Consider the following 17,667-nt stretch of genomic DNA (forward strand, 5'->3'; position numbering starts at 1 on the left):
ATTGTACCGTTGCGTTACGGATATCGCACTTTTGACGGCGCCCTTACAACAACGGCGGCGCCGCGTTCGCGTCACTCGCCGCCGTAGAAATTCTGCGGGCCGGCAAAATTGTCGAACTTCGTGTATTGACCGTGGAACGTGAGCCGAACGGGACCGATCGGACCATTACGCTGCTTGCCGATGATGATTTCCGCGGTGCCCTTGTCCGGGCTGTCCGGGTTGTACACCTCGTCGCGGTAAATGAACAGGATCACGTCCGCATCCTGCTCGATAGCGCCGGATTCACGCAGGTCCGACATGATGGGCCGCTTGTTCGGGCGCTGCTCGAGACCGCGGTTCAACTGCGACAACGCGATCACCGGCACGTCGAGCTCCTTTGCGAGGCTCTTCAGCGATCGTGAGATTTCCGAGATTTCGGTCGCGCGGTTTTCGCCGGACGACGAACCGCTCATCAGTTGCAGGTAGTCGATGATGATGAGGCCGAGCTTGCCGCACTGGCGCGACAGACGCCGCGCGCGCGAACGCAGTTCCATCGGATTCAGCCCGCCGGTTTCGTCGATGAAGATCTGCGCCTCGCTCATTTTCTGCACCGCGTGCGTGAGCTTCGGCCAATCCTCGTCGGTCAGACGCCCGGTTCGCATGCGGTGCTGATCGAGCCGGCCGACCGAGCCGAGCATACGCATGGTGAGCTGCGTGCCCGGCATTTCCATCGAGAACACCGCGACCGGCAGCCCGTACTCCACCGCGACGTATTCGCCGACGTTCATCGAAAACGCCGTCTTGCCCATCGACGGACGGCCCGCGACGATGATGAGCTCGCCACCGTGCATGCCCGAAGTCATGCGGTCCAGATCGACGAAGCCGGTCGGCGTGCCGGTCACGTCGCTCGGATTGGCGGTGTGGTAGAGCGTGTCGATGCGCTCGACCACTTCCGTGAGCAGCGGCCCGATCTCGAGGAAGCCCTGGGTGCCGCGCGCACCGTCTTCGGCGATCGAAAACACCTTCGATTCGGCTTCGTCCAGCAATTGCCGGACTTCCTTGCCTTGCGGGTTGAAGGCGTCGGCCGAGATTTCGTCGGCGACCGACACGAGCCGGCGCAGCACCGCGCGATCGCGCACGATTTCCGCATAGCGGCGGATATTGGCCGCACTCGGCGTGTTCTGCGCGAGCGCGTTCAGATAGGCGAGACCGCCGACCTCCTCCGCCTTGCCCGACGTGCCGAGCGCTTCGTACACGGTAATCACGTCGGCTGGGCGCGTGGCCGCGATCAGCTTGCCGATGTGTTCGAAGATGATGCGATGGTCGTAGCGGTAGAAGTCGCTCTGCGCGAGGAAGTCGGCGATGCGGTCCCACGCCGCGTTGTCGAGCAGCAGGCCGCCCAGCACCGATTGCTCGGCCTCGATCGAATGAGGGGGGACTTTTAGCGACTCGAGTTGGGGATCTTTGGACGGTGCGTTCATGGGGAGGAATTATCGGGCAATCCGGCGATCGCGGCGAGCGGAAAAAAGCAGGCACGTGGGACAAAATCGGGCACAAAAAAAGCAGGGGCCGGTTACCCGGCCCCTGCTCTTCACCAGCAACGTGCTGGCTGATACTGCGTGATGCTTAGACGTGTTCGCCGATCACGGCCACCGTCACATCGACGAGAACGTCGGTGTGCAGCGAAACCTGGACAGCGTGCTCGCCGACCGTCTTCAGCGGGCCTTCCGGCAGACGCACTTGCGACTTTTCCAGTGCGAAGCCTTGCTTGCCGAGCGCTTCGGCGATGTCCGCGTTCGTCACCGAGCCGAACAGACGGCCGTCGACGCCGGCCTTCTGACCGATCTGAACCGTCGAGCCTGCCAGCTTTTCGCCTTGAGCCTGAGCGGCTGCCAGCTTTTCAGCGGCCAGCTTTTCGAGTTCTGCGCGACGCACTTCGAATTCAGCGAGCGCCTCTTTCGTTGCACGGCGAGCTTTCTTGTTCGGGATCAGGAAGTTACGTGCGTAACCGTCCTTGACCTTCACGATATCGCCCAGGTTACCCAGATTGACGACTTTTTCCAGAAGAATGATTTGCATTCGGATGCTCCTTATCGCGTCGTCGGGTTAGGCCTTGTGCTGGTCGGTGTACGGCACCAGCGCGAGGAAACGCGCGCGCTTGATAGCCGTGTCCAGCTGGCGTTGGTAATGCGCCTTGGTACCCGTGAGACGTGCCGGCGTGATCTTGCCGTTCTCGCCGATGAAGTCCTTCAGCGTTTCGATGTCTTTGTAGTCGATGTATTCGACGCCAGCAGCCGTGAAACGGCAGAACTTCTTGCGCTTGAAGAGCGGGTTCTGTTGCTGACGACGCTTGTCAAATTTCTTACCAGTCGGGCGGGGCATGTTCAGTCCTTTCCAATGTCCTGCAATGCTGTGATGTGAAATACCAGAGTTCTTGCGTTGCGGTGCTTTTTCGCCAGAAAGCCGGTGAAGAGCGTTTCCACGCCCATCTGACAGCTTTCGAGCTTACCGCTCGCTTCGCCCGCGGCGACCGCCTGCATGGTCAGTTCGACCTGGCGGGCAATGCCCGCTTCGACGACTTCCGTGCGGTGCTGCAACGTGCAGCTGGCAATCGGAACGCCGGCGGGGGTATACCGCACCGGTTCGCGTTCGACGACGCTCGCCGTGAGTTGCAGCCGGTTCATGTACCTTCGTGCACGTTGGCGACAGCGACGCTGTGGTCTGGCAGCTTAAATAGTGTGTCTTAAGCCTGCGCTTCGGTCGGCTGAGCGGCTGCCGACTTCTTGGCTTCTTCGCGCTGCACTTCCTTCATCATCGGCGACGGGCCGGTTTCGGCCTTCTTCATCTTGACGATGAGGTGACGCAGAACGGCGTCGTTGAACTTGAACGCGTGTTCCAGCTCGTCGAGCGTGGTCTGGTCGCATTCGATGTTCATGCAGACGTAGTGAGCCTTCGCGAGTTTCTCGATCATGTAGGCCAGTTGGCGGCGGCCCCAGTCTTCGATGCGGTGGATCTGCCCACCGTGCGACGTGATCGTGCCCTTGTAACGCTCGATCATGGCGGGCACCTGCTCGCTCTGATCGGGATGCACGATAAAGACGATTTCGTAATGACGCATACACACTCCTTGTGGATTAAAGCCACCCGGGCGTCGGAACCGGTGCGGCAAGTGAGAAGCCGAAGAGTGTAACTGGAATGGGGCCGGGTTGCAAGGTATTCCGTCGATTCGGTGACGGAATCGGGTGTGTTTTCAAGAGCTTAGGGTGGCTGGCGGCGGGGGCCGGAGTGGCAAAGCGTCGTTGCGGGGGCGTCGGCAGAGTGCCGGGCCTTGCTGCGTAGACCTGTGCGCAGCCTTCCGGCGGCCGTCGGGACGCTTTTCCGAGCCGCTGGCCGACGGGTTTTCTCAGCCTTGTTCTACCTTTCTGCCTTCCTTCCGCCTTGCCCCGTCTTCCCGCCCCCGTGCCACCCCTCAACCTGCTTCCGTACGCCCGCTGCCGCTCTGCAGACGCGCTCGAAGCGCCGCTTCGAGGCCGCTCAGCGCGTCGGGCGCGGCGTCCGTGATCGCCCACCAGGTCATGCCCGCCGCGTCCCAATGCGCAATCGAGTAACCGTCGTGATCGAACGATACAGGCGCAGCGCCATCGATGCCGCGGGCCGAGCCACCCGATGCGCTCTGCGGGAACACATATACGTCGATCACGTGCTTGCGATAGCGGTACACGAGCACCGCGACCCGCTGATGCGCGAGGTAGTCGAGCCGGCCGCCTTCCAGCGCGAAGCCGCTCGCCGCGAGATCCTCGACGGGCGGCGAATAGTCGAGCCGGCCGTTGAACCACGGCTTGACCGTATGCTGGTCGGTCGAAATCACGTCGATGTCGCGCCCGGACACCTGCGCCCGCACATGACTTTCCACGAGTTCGTCGACGAATGGCGCGAATTCCGCGGGACGGTGCAGACTCAGCGTGAGGACCGCCGCCGCGGCACATAGCGCGATGACGAGCGCCGCGAACCCGCCGCGCGTGGCCGCGCGATTCGCTCCGCCTACGGTGACTGGGCCGCCGAAGCCGCTTGAGCCTCCCCAACCGCCTGAGCCAGCCGAACCAACCGAGCCGCCCGAGCCCCGAGAACCGTTGGAGCCGCCGGAATTGCCCAGCCGGCCGCCAAGCCACGCGAGCCACCACGCCCCACGCCGCCGATGTCCACGCTCCGCCCCCCCCGCGTCCGTCATCCCTGCGGCAGAGGCAGTTCCAGCCGTGCCAGTGCCTGTCTCAGCCCCACCCGCCGTTGCGCCCGGCACGCCGAACCCTTCTTCGCCAAGCCCTTCATCGAGTCCCGCTGGCAGGCCGGCGACAACGCGCGCCCGCAGCGACTGCGGCGCCCGATGATACGGCGCCGCCCGCAGCGCTCCGCTCAGCGCGCGCAGGTTTTCACTCGCGCGCCGGCAATCGTCGCAGCTCTCGATATGCTGCTGGACCCGGCGCGCATCCGGCGCCGGCAATTCGTGATCGGCATTCGCATCGAGGAGCGGCCGTGCTTCGTTACAGTCCATCCGGCGTCTCCTGAGCAGGGTCGGCGGCAACGCCGGGAATATCGAGGGGCCGGCCGTCAGCAAACGCCCGGATCTGTGTCACTGTTGCGGTGGCGGGCAAGCTCGCCGCGGATGATACGGCGCGGCTATCGCCGCCACTTCGCGCCGGCCGCGCGGATGACGCCGATTGCCCGGGCTGCGCATCCTCGTCCGGCGGCGCACCGGTCGGCACCCTCGTGCCGGCGGCCTCCTCGCCGCCTTGACGCGCCGCGCGCTCGACCGACCTCGCGGACTCCGCCTCACCGCACGCGCCCTGCCCACCGCTGTGTCCACCTCTGCGGCCGCCACCGGCAGGCGCCGTCACGCCTCGCTGCTGCGCCATCAGCACCTCGGCCAGCTTGCGCCGTCCGCGCGCGAGCCGCGACATCACCGTGCCGATCGGCACATCGGCGACCACCGCGATCTCCCGGTAACCCATCTCTTCGAGTTCGCGCAGGATCAGCACCTCGCGATACTCCACCGGCAAGCTCGCCAGCGCGTCGTGCACCTGCTTCACATCCTCGTCGCGGATCAGCAGCGTCTGCGGATCGTCGCCGCTCGCGCTCCAGCCATCGAAAGTCGCTTCGTCCATCGTTTCGTCGAATTCGAGCATCTCATGCGATGGCGCGCGCCGCCGCCATTCCGTGTACCAGGTGCGGCGCACGATCGCGAGCAGCCAGGGCCGCGCGGAGTCGCCGCGAAACGTGTCGAAGAAGCGGAACGCGCGCATGAACGCTTCCTGCACGACGTCCTCGGCATCGCTCGCATTACCGCACAGCCAGCGCGCGAGGTTGTACGCAGCGTCGAGGTGCGGCAGCGCCAACTGCTGGAAGCGGCGGCTCTTCACGGCATCGGCGGTATCAGCGGCGGTGGCTGCGCCCGGCGCGCGGGCGGAGTCTGGATCAGTCTGGACCACCTGAGCCCTCCAAGGGCATTGCGGCTGCGTTGTACGGTTCGCGGTGCGGTTCGCGTGGGGTTGCGCGCTGGGTCGTGCGTTCGGTCGCACGCGCCCGCCAGGCCCTACCTCGCGCGCCCTTTCACCGTATAACCAGCCTCATGCCGAGTTTATTCCCGCCCGCGGAACCCATTCGCAAAAAGATCGGCGCGGGACACCTGCTAATAAGACGAACGGTTCCAGTAGTCCTCGCTCGCGTACACGTCTTTCAGATAATCGATGAAATAGCGCACCCGCGCCGGCACGTAGCGCTGCTGCGGATAGACCGCGAGGATGTCGTAGTCGGGCAGCGCGTAGTCGTCGAGCACGGTTTCGAGTTCGCCGCGCGCGAGCTGCTGCTGGATTTCCCACGTGGACCGCCAGCCGAGCCCGAGTCCCTCGGACACCCAGCGGTGCAGCAGTTCGCCGTCGTTGCAGTCGAGCGTGCCGCCCACGCGCACGGTCGCGAGCTTGCCGTTGCGGCGGAAGTACCAGCCGCGGTTCTGCCCGCCTTGCAGATTGAACGCGAGACAGTTGTGGCCCGGCAGGTCTTCGAGCGTTTCAGGCTTGCCGTGGCGGCGAAAATAGTCGGGCGTGCCGCACACCACGCGCCGGTTCGACGCGAGCTTCACCGCGACGAAATTCGGATCGACCGCGCCGCCGATACGAATCGACAGGTCGTAACCCTCACGCACCAGATCGACGACCCGGTCAGTCAGATTGAACGACATCTGCAATTCAGGCTTGTCGGCCAGAAACGCGGGTGCGAGCGGCGCGACGTGCTTGCGGCCGAACGCGGCCGGCGCCGACACGATCAGATGGCCGTTCACCGCGCGCCGTCCCGCGCTCAGCTCGTTTTCCGCCTGGTCCCATTCGCTGAGCAGGCTGCGGCAGCGCTCGAGAAACGCGGCGCCGTCCTCGCTGACCACGAGCCGCCGCGTCGTGCGGTACATGAGCTTCACGCCGAGGCGCTTTTCGAGCGCGTCGATGCGGCGACCGAGAATCACCGGCGACACGCCCTCTTCGAGCGCCGCTGCCGCGAGGCTGCCCGCGTCCGCGACACGTACGAAGGTTTCGATCTGTTTGAAGCGGTCCATGTTCGTCTCCTGCCTCGCTTTTGTCTCGCTCTTGCCCTTCGCCCGTTTCCAGCCTGTCCCGTGTCCGGCGGCCACCGGCCTTCCGTCTGGCTTCGCACGATTCGATACTTTTTGTTTCGGAATAAGCGACCTTGGCTGATCTTATCAAACCTTTGATGCAGGCCTAAAGTGCTCCCAACAGACTTTGATTCCCACATTTCCAGATATCGAGGAGACATTCATGGCCAAAATGAGAGCCGTCGACGCCGCTGTGCTGGTGCTCGAAAAAGAAGGCATCGACACCGCGTTCGGTGTGCCGGGCGCCGCGATCAACCCGTTCTACTCGGCGATGCGCAAAGCCGGCGGTATCAGCCACGTGCTCGCGCGCCACGTCGAGGGCGCCTCGCACATGGCCGAGGGCTACACACGGGCGCGGCCGGGCAACATCGGCGTGTGCATCGGCACCTCGGGCCCCGCCGGCACCGACATGATCACCGGTTTGTACTCCGCTCAGGCCGACTCGATTCCTATTCTGGCTATCACGGGTCAGGCGCCGCGAGCGCGTCTGTACAAGGAAGACTTCCAGGCCGTCGACATCGAATCGATCGCGAAGCCCGTCACCAAGTGGGCCGTGACCGTGCGCGAGCCCGCGCTCGTGCCGCGCGTATTCCAGCAGGCGTTCCACCTGATGCGCTCGGGCCGTCCGGGCCCGGTGCTGGTCGATCTGCCGATCGACGTGCAGCTCGCCGAGATCGAGTTCGATATCGACACCTACGAGCCGTTGCCGGTCTACAAGCCGAAGGCGACCCGCAAGCAGATCGAAGCGGCGCTCACGCTGCTCAACGATGCTGAAAAGCCGCTGATCGTCTCGGGCGGCGGTGTGCTCAACGCGTCCGCCGAAGACCTGCTCGTGAAGTTCGCCGAAACCGTCGGCGTGCCGGTGATTCCGACGCTGATGTCCTGGGGCGCGATTCCCGACGACCATCCGCTGATGGCCGGCATGGTCGGTCTGCAAACCTCGCACCGCTACGGCAACGCGACGATGCTCGCGTCCGACTTCGTGCTCGGCGTCGGCAACCGCTGGGCGAACCGTCACACGGGCAGCGTCGACGTCTATACGAAGGGCCGCAAGTTCGTGCACGTCGATATCGAACCGACCCAGATCGGCCGCGTGTTCGGCCCCGATCTCGGCATCGTGTCGGACGCGAAGGCCGCGCTCGAACTGTTCGTCGAAGTGGCGAACGAGTGGAAGGCCGCGGGCAAGCTGAAAGATCGCAGCGCATGGGTCGCCGATTGCCAGGAGCGCAAGCGCACCATGCTGCGCAAGACGCACTTCGACAACGTGCCGATGAAGCCGCAGCGCGTCTACGAAGAGATGAACCAGGTGTTTGGCCGCGACACGTGCTACGTGAGCACGATCGGTCTTTCGCAGATCGCCGCGGCGCAATTCCTGCACGTCTACAAGGCGCGCAACTGGATCAACTGCGGCCAGGCCGGCCCGCTCGGCTGGACGATTCCGGCAGCGCTCGGCGTGCGCGCCGCTGATCCGCAACGGCCGATCGTCGCGCTCTCGGGCGACTACGACTTCCAGTTCATGATCGAAGAACTCGCGGCCGGCGCGCAATTCAAGCTGCCGTACGTGCATGTGGTCGTGAACAACTCGTACCTCGGGCTGATCCGCCAGGCACAGCGCGCATTCGATATGGACTACTGCGTGCAGCTCGGCTTCGAGAACATCAACTCGCCGGAGACCAACGGCTACGGCGTCGATCACGTCGCGGTCGCCGAAGGTCTCGGCTGCAAGGCGATCCGCGTGTTCAAGCCCGAAGAGCTGAAGCCGGCCCTGGAGAAAGCGCAGTCGATGCTCTCCGAGTTCAACGTGCCGGTGATCGTCGAAGTGATTCTCGAGCGCGTGACCAACATTTCGATGGGCACCGAGATCGACGCGATCAACGAGTTCGAGGAACTGGCCGCGAAGAACGAAGACGCGCCGACCGCGATCAGCCTGCTCGACTGAGCGCCTCACGTTCGAGGCATTCGCAGTCACCGCAATTTGCAACGTACGCGGCGCTCGCCGCGCGCGGGAGACAGGAGTCGCTTTCATCAGCGGCCCGGCTCCCGGCGCGCGGCAGCCGCGCACGCCATTCCCCTGACCGACCAGAGAGACACACGCACCATGCCGAAATTCGCAGCGAATCTCACGATGCTGTTCAACGAAGTACCGTTCCTCGACCGTTTCGCGGCAGCAGCCAACGCGGGTTTTCACGCGGTCGAATTCCTGTTTCCGTATCCGTACGCCGTCGCTGAATTGAGCGAACGTCTGCAACAAAACCGCCTGAAGCTCGTGCTGCACAACCTGCCCGCGGGCAACTGGGAAGCGGGCGAGCGCGGTATCGCGTGCCTGCCGGATCGCGTCGCCGAGTTTCAGGACGGCGTCGGCCGCGCAATCGAGTACGCGAGCGCGCTGAAGGTGCCGCAACTGAACTGCCTCGTCGGCATTCCCGGCGCGAACGTCGATGCCGACACGGCGAGCGCGACGATCGTCGACAACCTGCGTTTTGCCGCTGGCGAACTGAAAAAGGCCGGCATCCGGCTGCTGGTCGAGCCGTGCAACGCGTACGACATTCCGGGTTTCGCGCTGAACCGTTCGAGCGAAGGCCTCGACGTGATTCGCGCAGTCGGCTCGGACAACCTGTTCCTGCAATACGACATCTATCACATGCAGCGGATGGAAGGCGAACTCGCCGCGACGATCAAAAAGAACCTGCCGCAGATCGCGCACATCCAGTTGGCGGACAACCCGGGCCGGAATGAACCGGGCACCGGCGAAATCAACTACCCGTACCTGTTCGCGCTGCTCGACTCGCTCGGCTACGAAGGCTACGTCGGCTGCGAGTACAAGCCGCTCACGACGACCGAGGCCGGCCTCGGCTGGGTGCAGAGCGTGGCCGGTCAAACGCGCGGCGCGGCGCATGCCGCGGCCTGAGACAGCGGCCTGAAGTAGTAGTGGCTCGAAGCGGCCGCATCACGCACACAAACCATAACCCTGGAGATTCACACACATGGCAAAGATCGGTTTCATCGGCCTCGGCATCATGGGCGCGCACATGGCGCGCAACCTCATCAAGGGCGGTCACACGCTGTTCGTGAACGGCGCGTACCCGGTGCCGGACGACATCGCGAAGACGGCTAGCGTCGTCGCCAACTCGACCGCCGTCGCGCAAGCGGCCGATATCGTCATCATCATGGTGCCGGACACGCCCGACGTCGCCAAGGTGCTGTTCGCCGACGACGGCGTCGCCGCCGGTCTCACGAAGGGCAAGCTCGTGATCGACATGAGCTCGATCTCGCCGCTCGACACGCAGGAATTCGCGAAGAAGATCAACGCGCTCGGCGCCGACTATCTCGATGCGCCGGTGTCCGGCGGTGAGATCGGCGCGCGCGAGGCGTCGCTGACGATCATGGTCGGTGGTCCTGAGAAAGCCTTCGCGCAGGCCAAACCGCTGTTCGATCTGATGGGCAAGAACATCTCGCTGATCGGCGAGAACGGCGCGGGTCAAACGTGCAAGGTCGCGAACCAGATCATCGTCGCGCTGAACATCGAAGCGGTGGCCGAAGCGCTGCTGTTCGCGTCGCGCTCGGGCGCCGATCCGGAACGCGTGCGTCGCGCGCTGATGGGCGGCTTCGCGTCGTCGCGGATTCTCGAAGTGCATGGCGAGCGCATGACGAAGCGCACGTTCAATCCGGGCTTCCGGATCGAGCTGCATCAGAAGGACCTGAACCTCGCACTCGACGGCGCTCGCAAGCTCGGCATCGCGCTGCCGCATACCGCGAGCGCGCAGCAACTGTTCAGCGTCTGCGCGGCGAACGGCGGCAAGGCGTGGGATCACTCGGCAATGGTGCGCGCGCTCGAAATCATGGCGAACCATGAAGTCGCGCAGGCGCCGGGCGGTGAGGAAGCGAAGGCGGCCTGAGGCCGCGGTGACCGAGCTTGCCTGACTGCGCTGATTGCTGCTTCAGCATGAGCGGTGTCACGGTGAGCACAGGTGGGGCGCCTGTTCGTCGCGCGGCAGCTCAGGCTGAGGCGCGGCGCAACGGGCAAATCGTGCCGCTCTGGGCTGAGAGCGGCAAGTGGGGTCCGCAGCGGCACCCGGCGGCGCCGGGGAAGCCTTGGTCGGTCAGACGTCGTCGTCGGGTGTCCGGCTGTCGGATTCGCTCATGCATTCAAGCATGCAGCAGCAAGCATCAATACGTATCGAACACCTTCTGCAACGCAACCGCCTCCGTCACACCCGCCGCGAGCGCCAGCATCAGCAGCACCCGCGCCTTGTACGGATTCAGCGAACCCGCGCTGACGAAACCAAGCGCGTCGTCCGCCGCCGCGCCATTGCGCATCACGTGCCCTGAACCGACGCGCGACGAGCGCACCACCGCGATGCCGCGCGACGCGGCCTCGGCGAGCGCCTGTTGCAACGCCTGATGAATCGAGCCGTTGCCCGTCCCCGCGACGACGATGCCGCGCACACCCGCCGCGACGAGCGCATCGACGGCAATCCGCGACACCCCCGCATAGCTCGCGACGATCTCCACGTGCGGCCACTGCGCGCCAATCGCGAATTCACTCGCAAGCGTATGAGCACGCACCACGCCGCGCTGGAATTCGACACGTCCGTCCTGCACCCAGCCGAGCGCGCCGATCTCGGGCGACTGGAACGCATCGACCGCATAGGTGCTCGTCTTGACGACGTCGCGCGCACTGTGAATACGGTTGTTGAAGGCCACCAGCACGCCCTGCCCGCGTCCTGCCGGATGTGCCTCCGCGTGCCCCGCCACGTGTGCCGCGACCGTCACCGCGTTCAGCAGATTCAGCGGGCCATCGGCCGATAACGCCGACGCCGGACGCATCGCCGCGGTCAGCACGACGGGCTTGTCCGACTTGACCGTCAGATGCAGCAGGTAGGCGGTTTCTTCGAGCGTATCGGTGCCGTGCGTGACCACTACGCCGTCGACAGCGTCGCTCGCAAGCAGCGTGTTGATGCGTTGCGCGAGCGTGGTCCACAACGGCAGCGTCATGTCCTTGCTGTCGACGCTGGCGATCTGCTCGGGCGCGATCCGCGCGACCGTGGACAACGCCGGCACCGCCGCGAGCAACTGATCGACGCCGACGACGCCCGCCTGATAGCCGGACGTGTTGGTCGCATCCGCGGCCGCGCCGGCGATCGTGCCGCCGGTCGCCAGTACGGCGATGCGCGGCAGCGACGGCGTCGCGCCGTGGCCTGAGGAAATCGGGGAAGAGGAAGTCGAGGTATTCATGGCGGCGATTGTAAGCGATGCGCGACACGCCGCCATGGGTGGAAAACCGCATGCGCATGCGGACCGCACTCACGCTGGGATGATTGACGCAAAACCCGTGCAGGGTCCGCACAACGCGGCGTGCAACGCCCGCGCAACACCAGCATGATGGACGGTCCAGCGCCTTCGCTCAAACCGCCTCGCGCAGTTGCGCCGCGATGTCCGTCTCGCTCAACTGCGGCGCGAACATTTCGATCAGCCGGTATGCGTACGCGCGCAGGAACGCGCCCTTGCGCAAACCGACGCGCGTCGTGCTCGCCTCGAACAGATGCTGCGTGTCGAGCGCGACGAGTTCGGTGTCGCGCTTCGGATCGTAGGCCATCGCCGCGACCACGCCGATGCCCATGCCGAGTTCGACGTAGGTCTTGATCACGTCGGCGTCGATCGCGGTCAGCACGACGTCGGGCAACGCGCCCGCCTTCGCGAACGCCTGGTCGATATGCGAGCGGCCCGTGAAGTCCTGGTCGTAGGTGACGATCGGGAATTCGGCGATCTCGTCGAGCGTCAGATTCGGCCGTCCTACGAGCGGATGGTCCTTCGGCACGACCACGACGTGATGCCACGAATAGCACGGGAACGTCACGATGTCGGGGAAACGGTCGAGCGCTTCGGTCGAGATGCCGATATCCGCTTCGCCGTTGATGATCATCTGCGCGATCTGCTGCGGGCTGCCCTGGCGCAACGCCAGATGCACTTTCGGAAACACTTCGGTGAACTGGCGAATCACCTTCGGCAGCGCATAGCGCGCCTGGGTGTGGGTGGTCGCCACGACGAGGTGGCCGCTGTCCTGATCGGCGTACTGGCGCGCGACGCGGCGCAGATTCTCCGCATCGAGCAGCATCCGCTCGATCAGCTGATGCACTGCCTTGCCCGGCTCGGTGAGACCAGTCAGACGCTTGCCGCGGCGGATGAAAATATCGACGCCGAGTTCGTCTTCGAGATCCTTGATCTGTTTCGACACGCCCGACTGCGACGTGTAGAGCACGTTCGCCACTTCGGTCAGATTCATGTTCTGCCGCACGGCCTCGCGCACGAAGCGCAATTGCTGGAAATTCATCGATGTGTCTCCGGTTCAGCCAGAGTTGAGTTATTGAAGCCGCCAGGTGGAATCACCCAGTCCGGCTGATACGTTTCTCTCTTATGACAGATACGTCAATGCGCGGCACCGCATCTGGGCGCTGCTTCCCGGTACCACGCCCGGCCATCTCATTGCGCCGGAAACACGCGCAGCGCGCGCGGCACCGCGGTCACGCCGTCGCCGATCGCGAGTTGCAGATCGCGCCATGTTTCGCGATCGAGTTCCGCTTCGAGCAGATTGCCCTCGCGGCCCGCGAGTTCGACGCGCACCGAGCCGCCGAGCGTGACGACGCGCCGCACGTCGACGACGATGCCTTCACGATGCCCCGCTGCCTGCGGATACAGTTGCAGATCATGCGGGCGCACGTAGGCGAACGCCGGACCGCTGAAACCGGCCGTGATCGCGACCGGCAGCGCCGCGCCATCGACGACGAAACCGGTCGCGTCGACCTGGCCATGCAGACGGTTCGCCGCGCCGAGAAACTCATAGACGAACGAGGTCTGCGGATGATCGTACACGTCCTGCGGACTGCCCACCTGCTCGACATGGCCGCGATTGAGCACGACGATGCGATCGGCCACTTCCAGCGCCTCTTCCTGATCGTGCGTGACGAAAATCGTCGAGATGTGCAGATCGTCATGCAGGCGCCGCAACCAGCTGCGCAATTCCTTGCGCACCTTCGCGTCGAGCGCGCCGAACGGCTCGTCGAGCAGCAGCACCTTCGGCTCGACCGCGAGCGCGCGCGCCAACGCGATACGCTGCCGCTGACCGCCCGACAGCTCCGACGGATAACGTTGCGCAAGCCAGTCGAGCTGCACAAGCTTGAGCAGTTCGTGCACCTTCTCGCGAATCACCTTCTCGGAAGGCCGCTCCTTGCGCGGCTTCACGCGCAGCCCGAACGCGACGTTCTCGAACACCGTCATATGGCGAAACAGCGCGTAATGCTGGAACACGAAGCCTACTTCTCGCTCGCGCGCGCCGACCGTCGCGACATCCTGACCTTGCAGCACGACCTGGCCGCCGTCCGCGTATTCGAGCCCGGCGATCACGCGCAGCAGCGTGGTCTTGCCGCAACCCGACGGCCCGAGCAGCGCGACCAGTTCGCCCGGCGGGAAGTCGAGCGAAACGTTGTCGAGCGCGACGAAATCGCCGAAGCGCTTGTGCAGGTTACGAACGGTGATACCCATTTACAGCTCTCCTTGCTTGAGCGGATGTGGCTGCGACGCGTGCGTTGCGTTGACGAAAAACGAAGGGGGCGCGGATGGCGAACCCGCGGAGTGCGCAGCGGACGACGGCGCCGGCCCTGCATACGCCGGCACCGCGCGCGCGGCCGACAGTTCGGCGGACATATGCCGCTCGGCGAGCAGCTTGAGCCCGAGCGTCACGAGCGCGAGCAACGCAAGCAGCGACGCCACGGCGAACGCCGCCGAGAAGTTGTATTCGTTATAGAGAATTTCGACGTGCAGCGGCATCGTGTCGGTCTGGCCGCGAATATGGCCCGACACCACCGACACCGCGCCGAACTCGCCCATCGCGCGCGCATTGCACAGAATCACGCCGTACAGCAGGCCCCATTTGACGTTGGGCAGCGTGACGCGGCGGAAGATCTGCCAACCCGACGCGCCAAGCACGTGCGCGGCCTCTTCCTCGTCGTTGCCCTGCGCCTGCATGAGCGGAATCAGTTCGCGCGCGACGAACGGGAACGTGACGAAGATCGTCGCGAGCACGATGCCCGGCACCGCGAAGATGATCTGCACGTTGTGGTCCTCGAGCCATGGGCCGAACCAGCCCTGCGCGCCGAACATCAGCACATAGATCAGGCCCGAGATCACCGGCGACACCGAGAACGGCAGATCGATCAGCGTGGTCAGGAGCGCCTTGCCGCGAAACTCGAACTTCGCGATACACCACGAAGCCGCGAGACCGAATACGAGATTGAGCGGCACGGCGATCGCGGCGGTCATCACCGTGAGCTTGATGGCCGAGAGCGCATCCGGATCGGCGAGCGATTCGAAATAAAACCGCAGTCCCTTGTTGAGCGCCTGATAGAACACGGCGGCGAGCGGCACGACGAGGAACAGCGCGAGAAACAGCAGCGCGATGCCGGTCAGCAGCCAGCGCACCACGGGCGGCTCGCTCACCGGGTCGGGCCGGCGCGCGGCATTGAGCGGTGCGGCGGCGAGGGACTTCGCGGCAGCCGCGCCGTTCGCGTCGTTCTTCACGTCGTTGTTCGCGTCGCTCTTCACGTCATTCAGGTCCTGCGCGGAACGGCGGCTCATTGCGCGCCTCCACCAACGGCCGAAACCGCGGGAATGCCCGAAACGCTCGTTGTGCTGCTCGTTGTGCTGCTCGTTATGCTGCCTGTTGTGCCACCCGTCGGGCCGCTCGTTGGCCCATGCGGCGCGGGCCCCGCGCTCCCACGGCTCGTGCGCCGCTGCAAATACCACTGCAACGTATTGATGAAGAGCAGCATCAGGAACGACACGACCAGCATCACGACCGCGAGCGCGGTCGCGCCCGCATAGTCGTATTGTTCGAGCTTCGTGATGATGAGCAGCGACGTGATCTCCGATTTCATCGGCACGTTGCCGGCGATGAAGATCACCGAGCCATATTCGCCGAGAGCGCGCGCGAACGCGAGCGCGAAGCCGGTCAGCAGCGCCGGGAACACGGCCGGCAGCACGACACGGCGAAACGTGAGCCAGCGCGACGCGCCGAGGCACGCGGCGGCCTCCTCCTGCTCGCGCTCGGACTCCTCGAGCACCGGCTGCACCGTGCGCACGACGAACGGCAAGCCGATGAACGTCAGCGCGACGAGCACACCCGCCGGCGTGAACGCGATCTTGATGCCGAGCGGCGCGAGAAACTGTCCGATCCAGCCATTGCCCGCATACACCGCCGCGAGCGAAATGCCGGCCACCGAGGTCGGCAGAGCGAACGGCAAATCGACGACCGCATCGACGATGCGCTTGAACGGAAACGTGTAGCGCACCAGCACCCACGCGACGAGAAAACCGAACACCGCGTTGATCAGCGCGCCGCCGAGCGCCGAGAAGAACGTCAGGCGATATGACGCGAGCACGCGCGGTGAAGTCACCGCGCGCACGAACTGATCCCAGTCGAGCGTCGCGGTCTTCAGAAAGGTCGCCGCCAACGGAATCAGCACCACGAGGCTCAGATAAGCCACCGTGATGCCGAGCGTCAGGCCAAAGCCGGGCAATGCGCTCGGCTTGCGAAAGGTCAACGTGGTCATGCTGGATACTCGTTCATGGTTGAGGCTCGCGCGGTTGTCGCGTTGCTGTGTCGTTGTTGTGCTGCCGTGCTGCGGGCCGCCGTACTCCGGTTAGCCGAAAGCGCGCCCATTGGGCGCGCCCGCCTCCCGGCACGTCGCCGCGCCGGTTCGGCTGCCGCCGGTGGTTCAGGCGGCAGCGGCTTTTACTGCGGCTGATAGATCGAGTCGAACACGCCGCCATCCGCGAAATGTGTCTTCTGCGCGTTGGCCCAGCCGCCGAACGAGTCGTCGATCGTGTACAGCTTCAGCTTCGGAAACTTCGCGGTCAGCTCGGCCGGCACCTTGTTCGAACGCGGACGGTAGAAGTTGCGCGCGGCGATCTCCTGCCCCTCTTCGCTATAGAGAAAGTTCAGATACGCCTCGGCGAGCTTGCGCGTGCCATGTTTGTCGACGACCTTGTCCACCACCGCGACCGGCGGCTCGGCGAGGATGCTCACCGACGGCACGACGATCTCGAACTTGTCCGGACCGAATTCCTTCAGCGACAGGAACGCCTCGTTCTCCCACGCGATCAGCACGTCGCCGATACCGCGCTGCACGAAGCTCGTGGTCGCGCCGCGCGCGCCCGAATCGAGCACGCCCGCATTCTTGTAGAGCTTGCCGACGAACTCCTTCGCCTTCTGCGCATTGCCGCCCGGCTGATGCTCGGCATACGCCCACGCGGCGAGGTAGTTCCAGCGCGCACCGCCCGAGGTCTTCGGATTCGGCGTGACGATCGACACGCCCGGCTTCACCAGATCGTCCCAGTCCTTGATGTGCTTCGGGTTGCCCTTGCGCACGAGGAACACGATCGTCGACGTGTACGGCGACGCGTTGTCCGGCAGCCGCTTCTGCCAGCCCGGGTCGACGAGACCCTTTTTGGCGAGCGCGTCGATGTCGTAGGCGAGCGCGAGCGTCACGACGTCCGCCTGCAGGCCGTCGAGCACCGAGCGCGCCTGCGCGCCCGAGCCGCCGTGCGACTGCTTGAAGGTGACCGTCTCGCCGGTCTTCGCCTTCCATTCCTTGCCGAATACCTGATTGACGTCCTGATACAACTCGCGCGTCGGATCGTAGGAAACGTTCAGGAGCGTCGTGTCGGCGTGCGCCGCGCCGCTCGCGCCGAACATGCCGAGTGCGCCCGCCGTGCCGACGGCAAGCGCCGCGATGAGTTTTTTTGTCCTGCCTGCCAGCCCCGTGTGCCGATGGTTCATGTCAACCTTTCTCCGCGTGATGATCCGCTTCAGTGAATTTGCTGTTGTTTTGCGTCGCGGTCACGTGCACATGAGCGCCAACCCGGAGGCCAGTCTATCGAAGCGCTTTCATCATTAAAAATAATGTTTCTTCATTTTTTAATACGCAAAAGTGGTAACGGCAGACACGCGAGACGTTGCTGCACGAAAACGGATGCGA

Annotated in this window: 17 protein-coding genes; 3 read left to right on the plus strand and 14 right to left on the minus strand. The window is 64.7% G+C overall.

The annotated features are described in order from the left end of the window. Nucleotides 1-71: 71 nt before the first annotated feature. From B9Z01_RS07260 to B9Z01_RS07295, 8 genes are all read right to left on the minus strand, one after another. Nucleotides 72-1,460 carry a replicative DNA helicase gene (locus B9Z01_RS07260; RefSeq protein ID WP_085481566.1) on the minus strand — a complete coding sequence of 463 codons (1,389 nt, stop codon included), beginning with the start codon at nt 1,458-1,460 and terminating at the stop codon, nt 72-74. A 145-nt stretch (nt 1,461-1,605) separates the two neighbouring features. Further along, a complete protein-coding gene (gene rplI, locus B9Z01_RS07265) occupies nt 1,606-2,058 on the minus strand; it encodes a 50S ribosomal protein L9 (RefSeq protein WP_085481567.1) in 453 nt (150 codons plus the stop codon). 27 nt (nt 2,059-2,085) lie between these two features. Next, entirely contained in the window at nt 2,086-2,361 is a 276-nt protein-coding gene (gene rpsR, locus B9Z01_RS07270; protein WP_013588504.1) for a 30S ribosomal protein S18, read from the minus strand. 2 nt (nt 2,362-2,363) lie between these two features. Continuing rightward, on the minus strand, nt 2,364-2,663 hold the full coding sequence (gene priB, locus B9Z01_RS07275; protein WP_085481568.1) for a primosomal replication protein N: 300 nt from the start codon (nt 2,661-2,663) through the stop codon (nt 2,364-2,366). A gap of 59 nt (nt 2,664-2,722) precedes the next feature. Continuing rightward, nucleotides 2,723-3,097, minus strand: coding sequence for a 30S ribosomal protein S6 (rpsF, locus tag B9Z01_RS07280; RefSeq protein WP_085481569.1), 375 nt, complete (start codon nt 3,095-3,097; stop codon nt 2,723-2,725). Nucleotides 3,098-3,448: 351 nt separating this feature from the next. Beyond that, the gene (locus B9Z01_RS07285) at nt 3,449-4,528 is read right to left on the minus strand and encodes an anti-sigma factor family protein (protein WP_085481570.1); all 1,080 of its coding nucleotides are present in this window, start codon (nt 4,526-4,528) and stop codon (nt 3,449-3,451) included. Next, on the minus strand, nt 4,518-5,462 hold the full coding sequence (locus tag B9Z01_RS07290; protein WP_085481571.1) for an RNA polymerase sigma factor: 945 nt from the start codon (nt 5,460-5,462) through the stop codon (nt 4,518-4,520). The genes B9Z01_RS07285 and B9Z01_RS07290 overlap by 11 nt, the downstream gene beginning before the upstream one ends. 200 nt (nt 5,463-5,662) lie before the next feature. After that, complete coding sequence (locus B9Z01_RS07295) at nt 5,663-6,577, minus strand: substrate binding domain-containing protein (RefSeq protein WP_085481572.1); 915 nt, start codon at nt 6,575-6,577, stop codon at nt 5,663-5,665. 220 nt (nt 6,578-6,797) lie between these two features. On the opposite strand from B9Z01_RS07295, the gene gcl reads away from it, so the two are divergent. The 3 genes from gcl to B9Z01_RS07310 all read left to right on the plus strand — a co-directional run bounded on the left by gcl (nt 6,798) and on the right by B9Z01_RS07310 (nt 10,530). Further along, nucleotides 6,798-8,573 carry a glyoxylate carboligase gene (gene gcl / locus B9Z01_RS07300; protein WP_085481573.1) on the plus strand — a complete coding sequence of 592 codons (1,776 nt, stop codon included), beginning with the start codon at nt 6,798-6,800 and terminating at the stop codon, nt 8,571-8,573. Nucleotides 8,574-8,732: 159 nt separating this feature from the next. Continuing rightward, entirely contained in the window at nt 8,733-9,542 is an 810-nt protein-coding gene (hyi, locus tag B9Z01_RS07305) for a hydroxypyruvate isomerase (protein ID WP_085481574.1), read from the plus strand. Nucleotides 9,543-9,618: 76 nt separating this feature from the next. Continuing rightward, complete coding sequence (locus B9Z01_RS07310; RefSeq protein ID WP_085481575.1) at nt 9,619-10,530, plus strand: 2-hydroxy-3-oxopropionate reductase; 912 nt, start codon at nt 9,619-9,621, stop codon at nt 10,528-10,530. A gap of 271 nt (nt 10,531-10,801) precedes the next feature. On the opposite strand, the gene B9Z01_RS07315 is transcribed toward B9Z01_RS07310, so the two are convergent. From B9Z01_RS07315 to B9Z01_RS07340, 6 genes are all read right to left on the minus strand, one after another. After that, nucleotides 10,802-11,869, minus strand: coding sequence for an asparaginase (locus B9Z01_RS07315; protein ID WP_085481576.1), 1,068 nt, complete (start codon nt 11,867-11,869; stop codon nt 10,802-10,804). Between the two features lie 169 nt (nt 11,870-12,038). Beyond that, nucleotides 12,039-12,965: a CysB family HTH-type transcriptional regulator gene (locus B9Z01_RS07320; protein ID WP_085481577.1), complete on the minus strand. Its 927-nt coding sequence runs from the start codon at nt 12,963-12,965 to the stop codon at nt 12,039-12,041. 149 nt (nt 12,966-13,114) lie between these two features. After that, a complete protein-coding gene (locus B9Z01_RS07325; protein WP_085481578.1) occupies nt 13,115-14,173 on the minus strand; it encodes a sulfate/molybdate ABC transporter ATP-binding protein in 1,059 nt (352 codons plus the stop codon). Beyond that, nucleotides 14,174-15,265: a sulfate ABC transporter permease subunit CysW gene (gene cysW / locus B9Z01_RS07330; RefSeq protein WP_244195949.1), complete on the minus strand. Its 1,092-nt coding sequence runs from the start codon at nt 15,263-15,265 to the stop codon at nt 14,174-14,176. Then, nucleotides 15,262-16,239, minus strand: a complete 978-nt coding sequence (gene cysT / locus B9Z01_RS07335) for a sulfate ABC transporter permease subunit CysT (RefSeq protein WP_420814650.1) — start codon at nt 16,237-16,239, stop codon at nt 15,262-15,264. The genes cysW and cysT overlap by 4 nt, the downstream gene beginning before the upstream one ends. A 182-nt stretch (nt 16,240-16,421) precedes the next feature. Beyond that, complete coding sequence (locus B9Z01_RS07340) at nt 16,422-17,468, minus strand: sulfate ABC transporter substrate-binding protein (protein WP_085481579.1); 1,047 nt, start codon at nt 17,466-17,468, stop codon at nt 16,422-16,424. Nucleotides 17,469-17,667: the final 199 nt, after the last annotated feature.

Origin of the sequence: Paraburkholderia susongensis, assembly GCF_900177725.1 — a bacterium.
In the GTDB taxonomy this organism is placed as follows: Bacteria; Pseudomonadota; Gammaproteobacteria; order Burkholderiales; family Burkholderiaceae; genus Paraburkholderia; species Paraburkholderia susongensis.

Excerpts from the sequence above, each read along its gene's own strand:
- B9Z01_RS07260 (WP_085481566.1), bottom strand. The coding sequence starts at position 1,460 with ATGAACGCACCGTCCAAAGATCCCCAACTCGAGTCGCTAAAAGTCCCC.
- rplI (WP_085481567.1), bottom strand. The coding sequence starts at position 2,058 with ATGCAAATCATTCTTCTGGAAAAAGTCGTCAATCTGGGTAACCTGGGC.
- rpsR (WP_013588504.1), bottom strand. The coding sequence starts at position 2,361 with ATGCCCCGCCCGACTGGTAAGAAATTTGACAAGCGTCGTCAGCAACAG.
- priB (WP_085481568.1), bottom strand. The coding sequence starts at position 2,663 with ATGAACCGGCTGCAACTCACGGCGAGCGTCGTCGAACGCGAACCGGTG.
- rpsF (WP_085481569.1), bottom strand. The coding sequence starts at position 3,097 with ATGCGTCATTACGAAATCGTCTTTATCGTGCATCCCGATCAGAGCGAG.
- B9Z01_RS07285 (WP_085481570.1), bottom strand. The coding sequence starts at position 4,528 with ATGGACTGTAACGAAGCACGGCCGCTCCTCGATGCGAATGCCGATCAC.
- B9Z01_RS07295 (WP_085481572.1), bottom strand. The coding sequence starts at position 6,577 with ATGGACCGCTTCAAACAGATCGAAACCTTCGTACGTGTCGCGGACGCG.
- gcl (WP_085481573.1), top strand. The coding sequence starts at position 6,798 with ATGGCCAAAATGAGAGCCGTCGACGCCGCTGTGCTGGTGCTCGAAAAA.
- hyi (WP_085481574.1), top strand. The coding sequence starts at position 8,733 with ATGCCGAAATTCGCAGCGAATCTCACGATGCTGTTCAACGAAGTACCG.
- B9Z01_RS07310 (WP_085481575.1), top strand. The coding sequence starts at position 9,619 with ATGGCAAAGATCGGTTTCATCGGCCTCGGCATCATGGGCGCGCACATG.
- B9Z01_RS07315 (WP_085481576.1), bottom strand. The coding sequence starts at position 11,869 with ATGAATACCTCGACTTCCTCTTCCCCGATTTCCTCAGGCCACGGCGCG.
- B9Z01_RS07320 (WP_085481577.1), bottom strand. The coding sequence starts at position 12,965 with ATGAATTTCCAGCAATTGCGCTTCGTGCGCGAGGCCGTGCGGCAGAAC.
- B9Z01_RS07325 (WP_085481578.1), bottom strand. The coding sequence starts at position 14,173 with ATGGGTATCACCGTTCGTAACCTGCACAAGCGCTTCGGCGATTTCGTC.
- cysW (WP_244195949.1), bottom strand. The coding sequence starts at position 15,265 with ATGAGCCGCCGTTCCGCGCAGGACCTGAATGACGTGAAGAGCGACGCG.
- cysT (WP_420814650.1), bottom strand. The coding sequence starts at position 16,239 with ATGACCACGTTGACCTTTCGCAAGCCGAGCGCATTGCCCGGCTTTGGC.
- B9Z01_RS07340 (WP_085481579.1), bottom strand. The coding sequence starts at position 17,468 with ATGAACCATCGGCACACGGGGCTGGCAGGCAGGACAAAAAAACTCATC.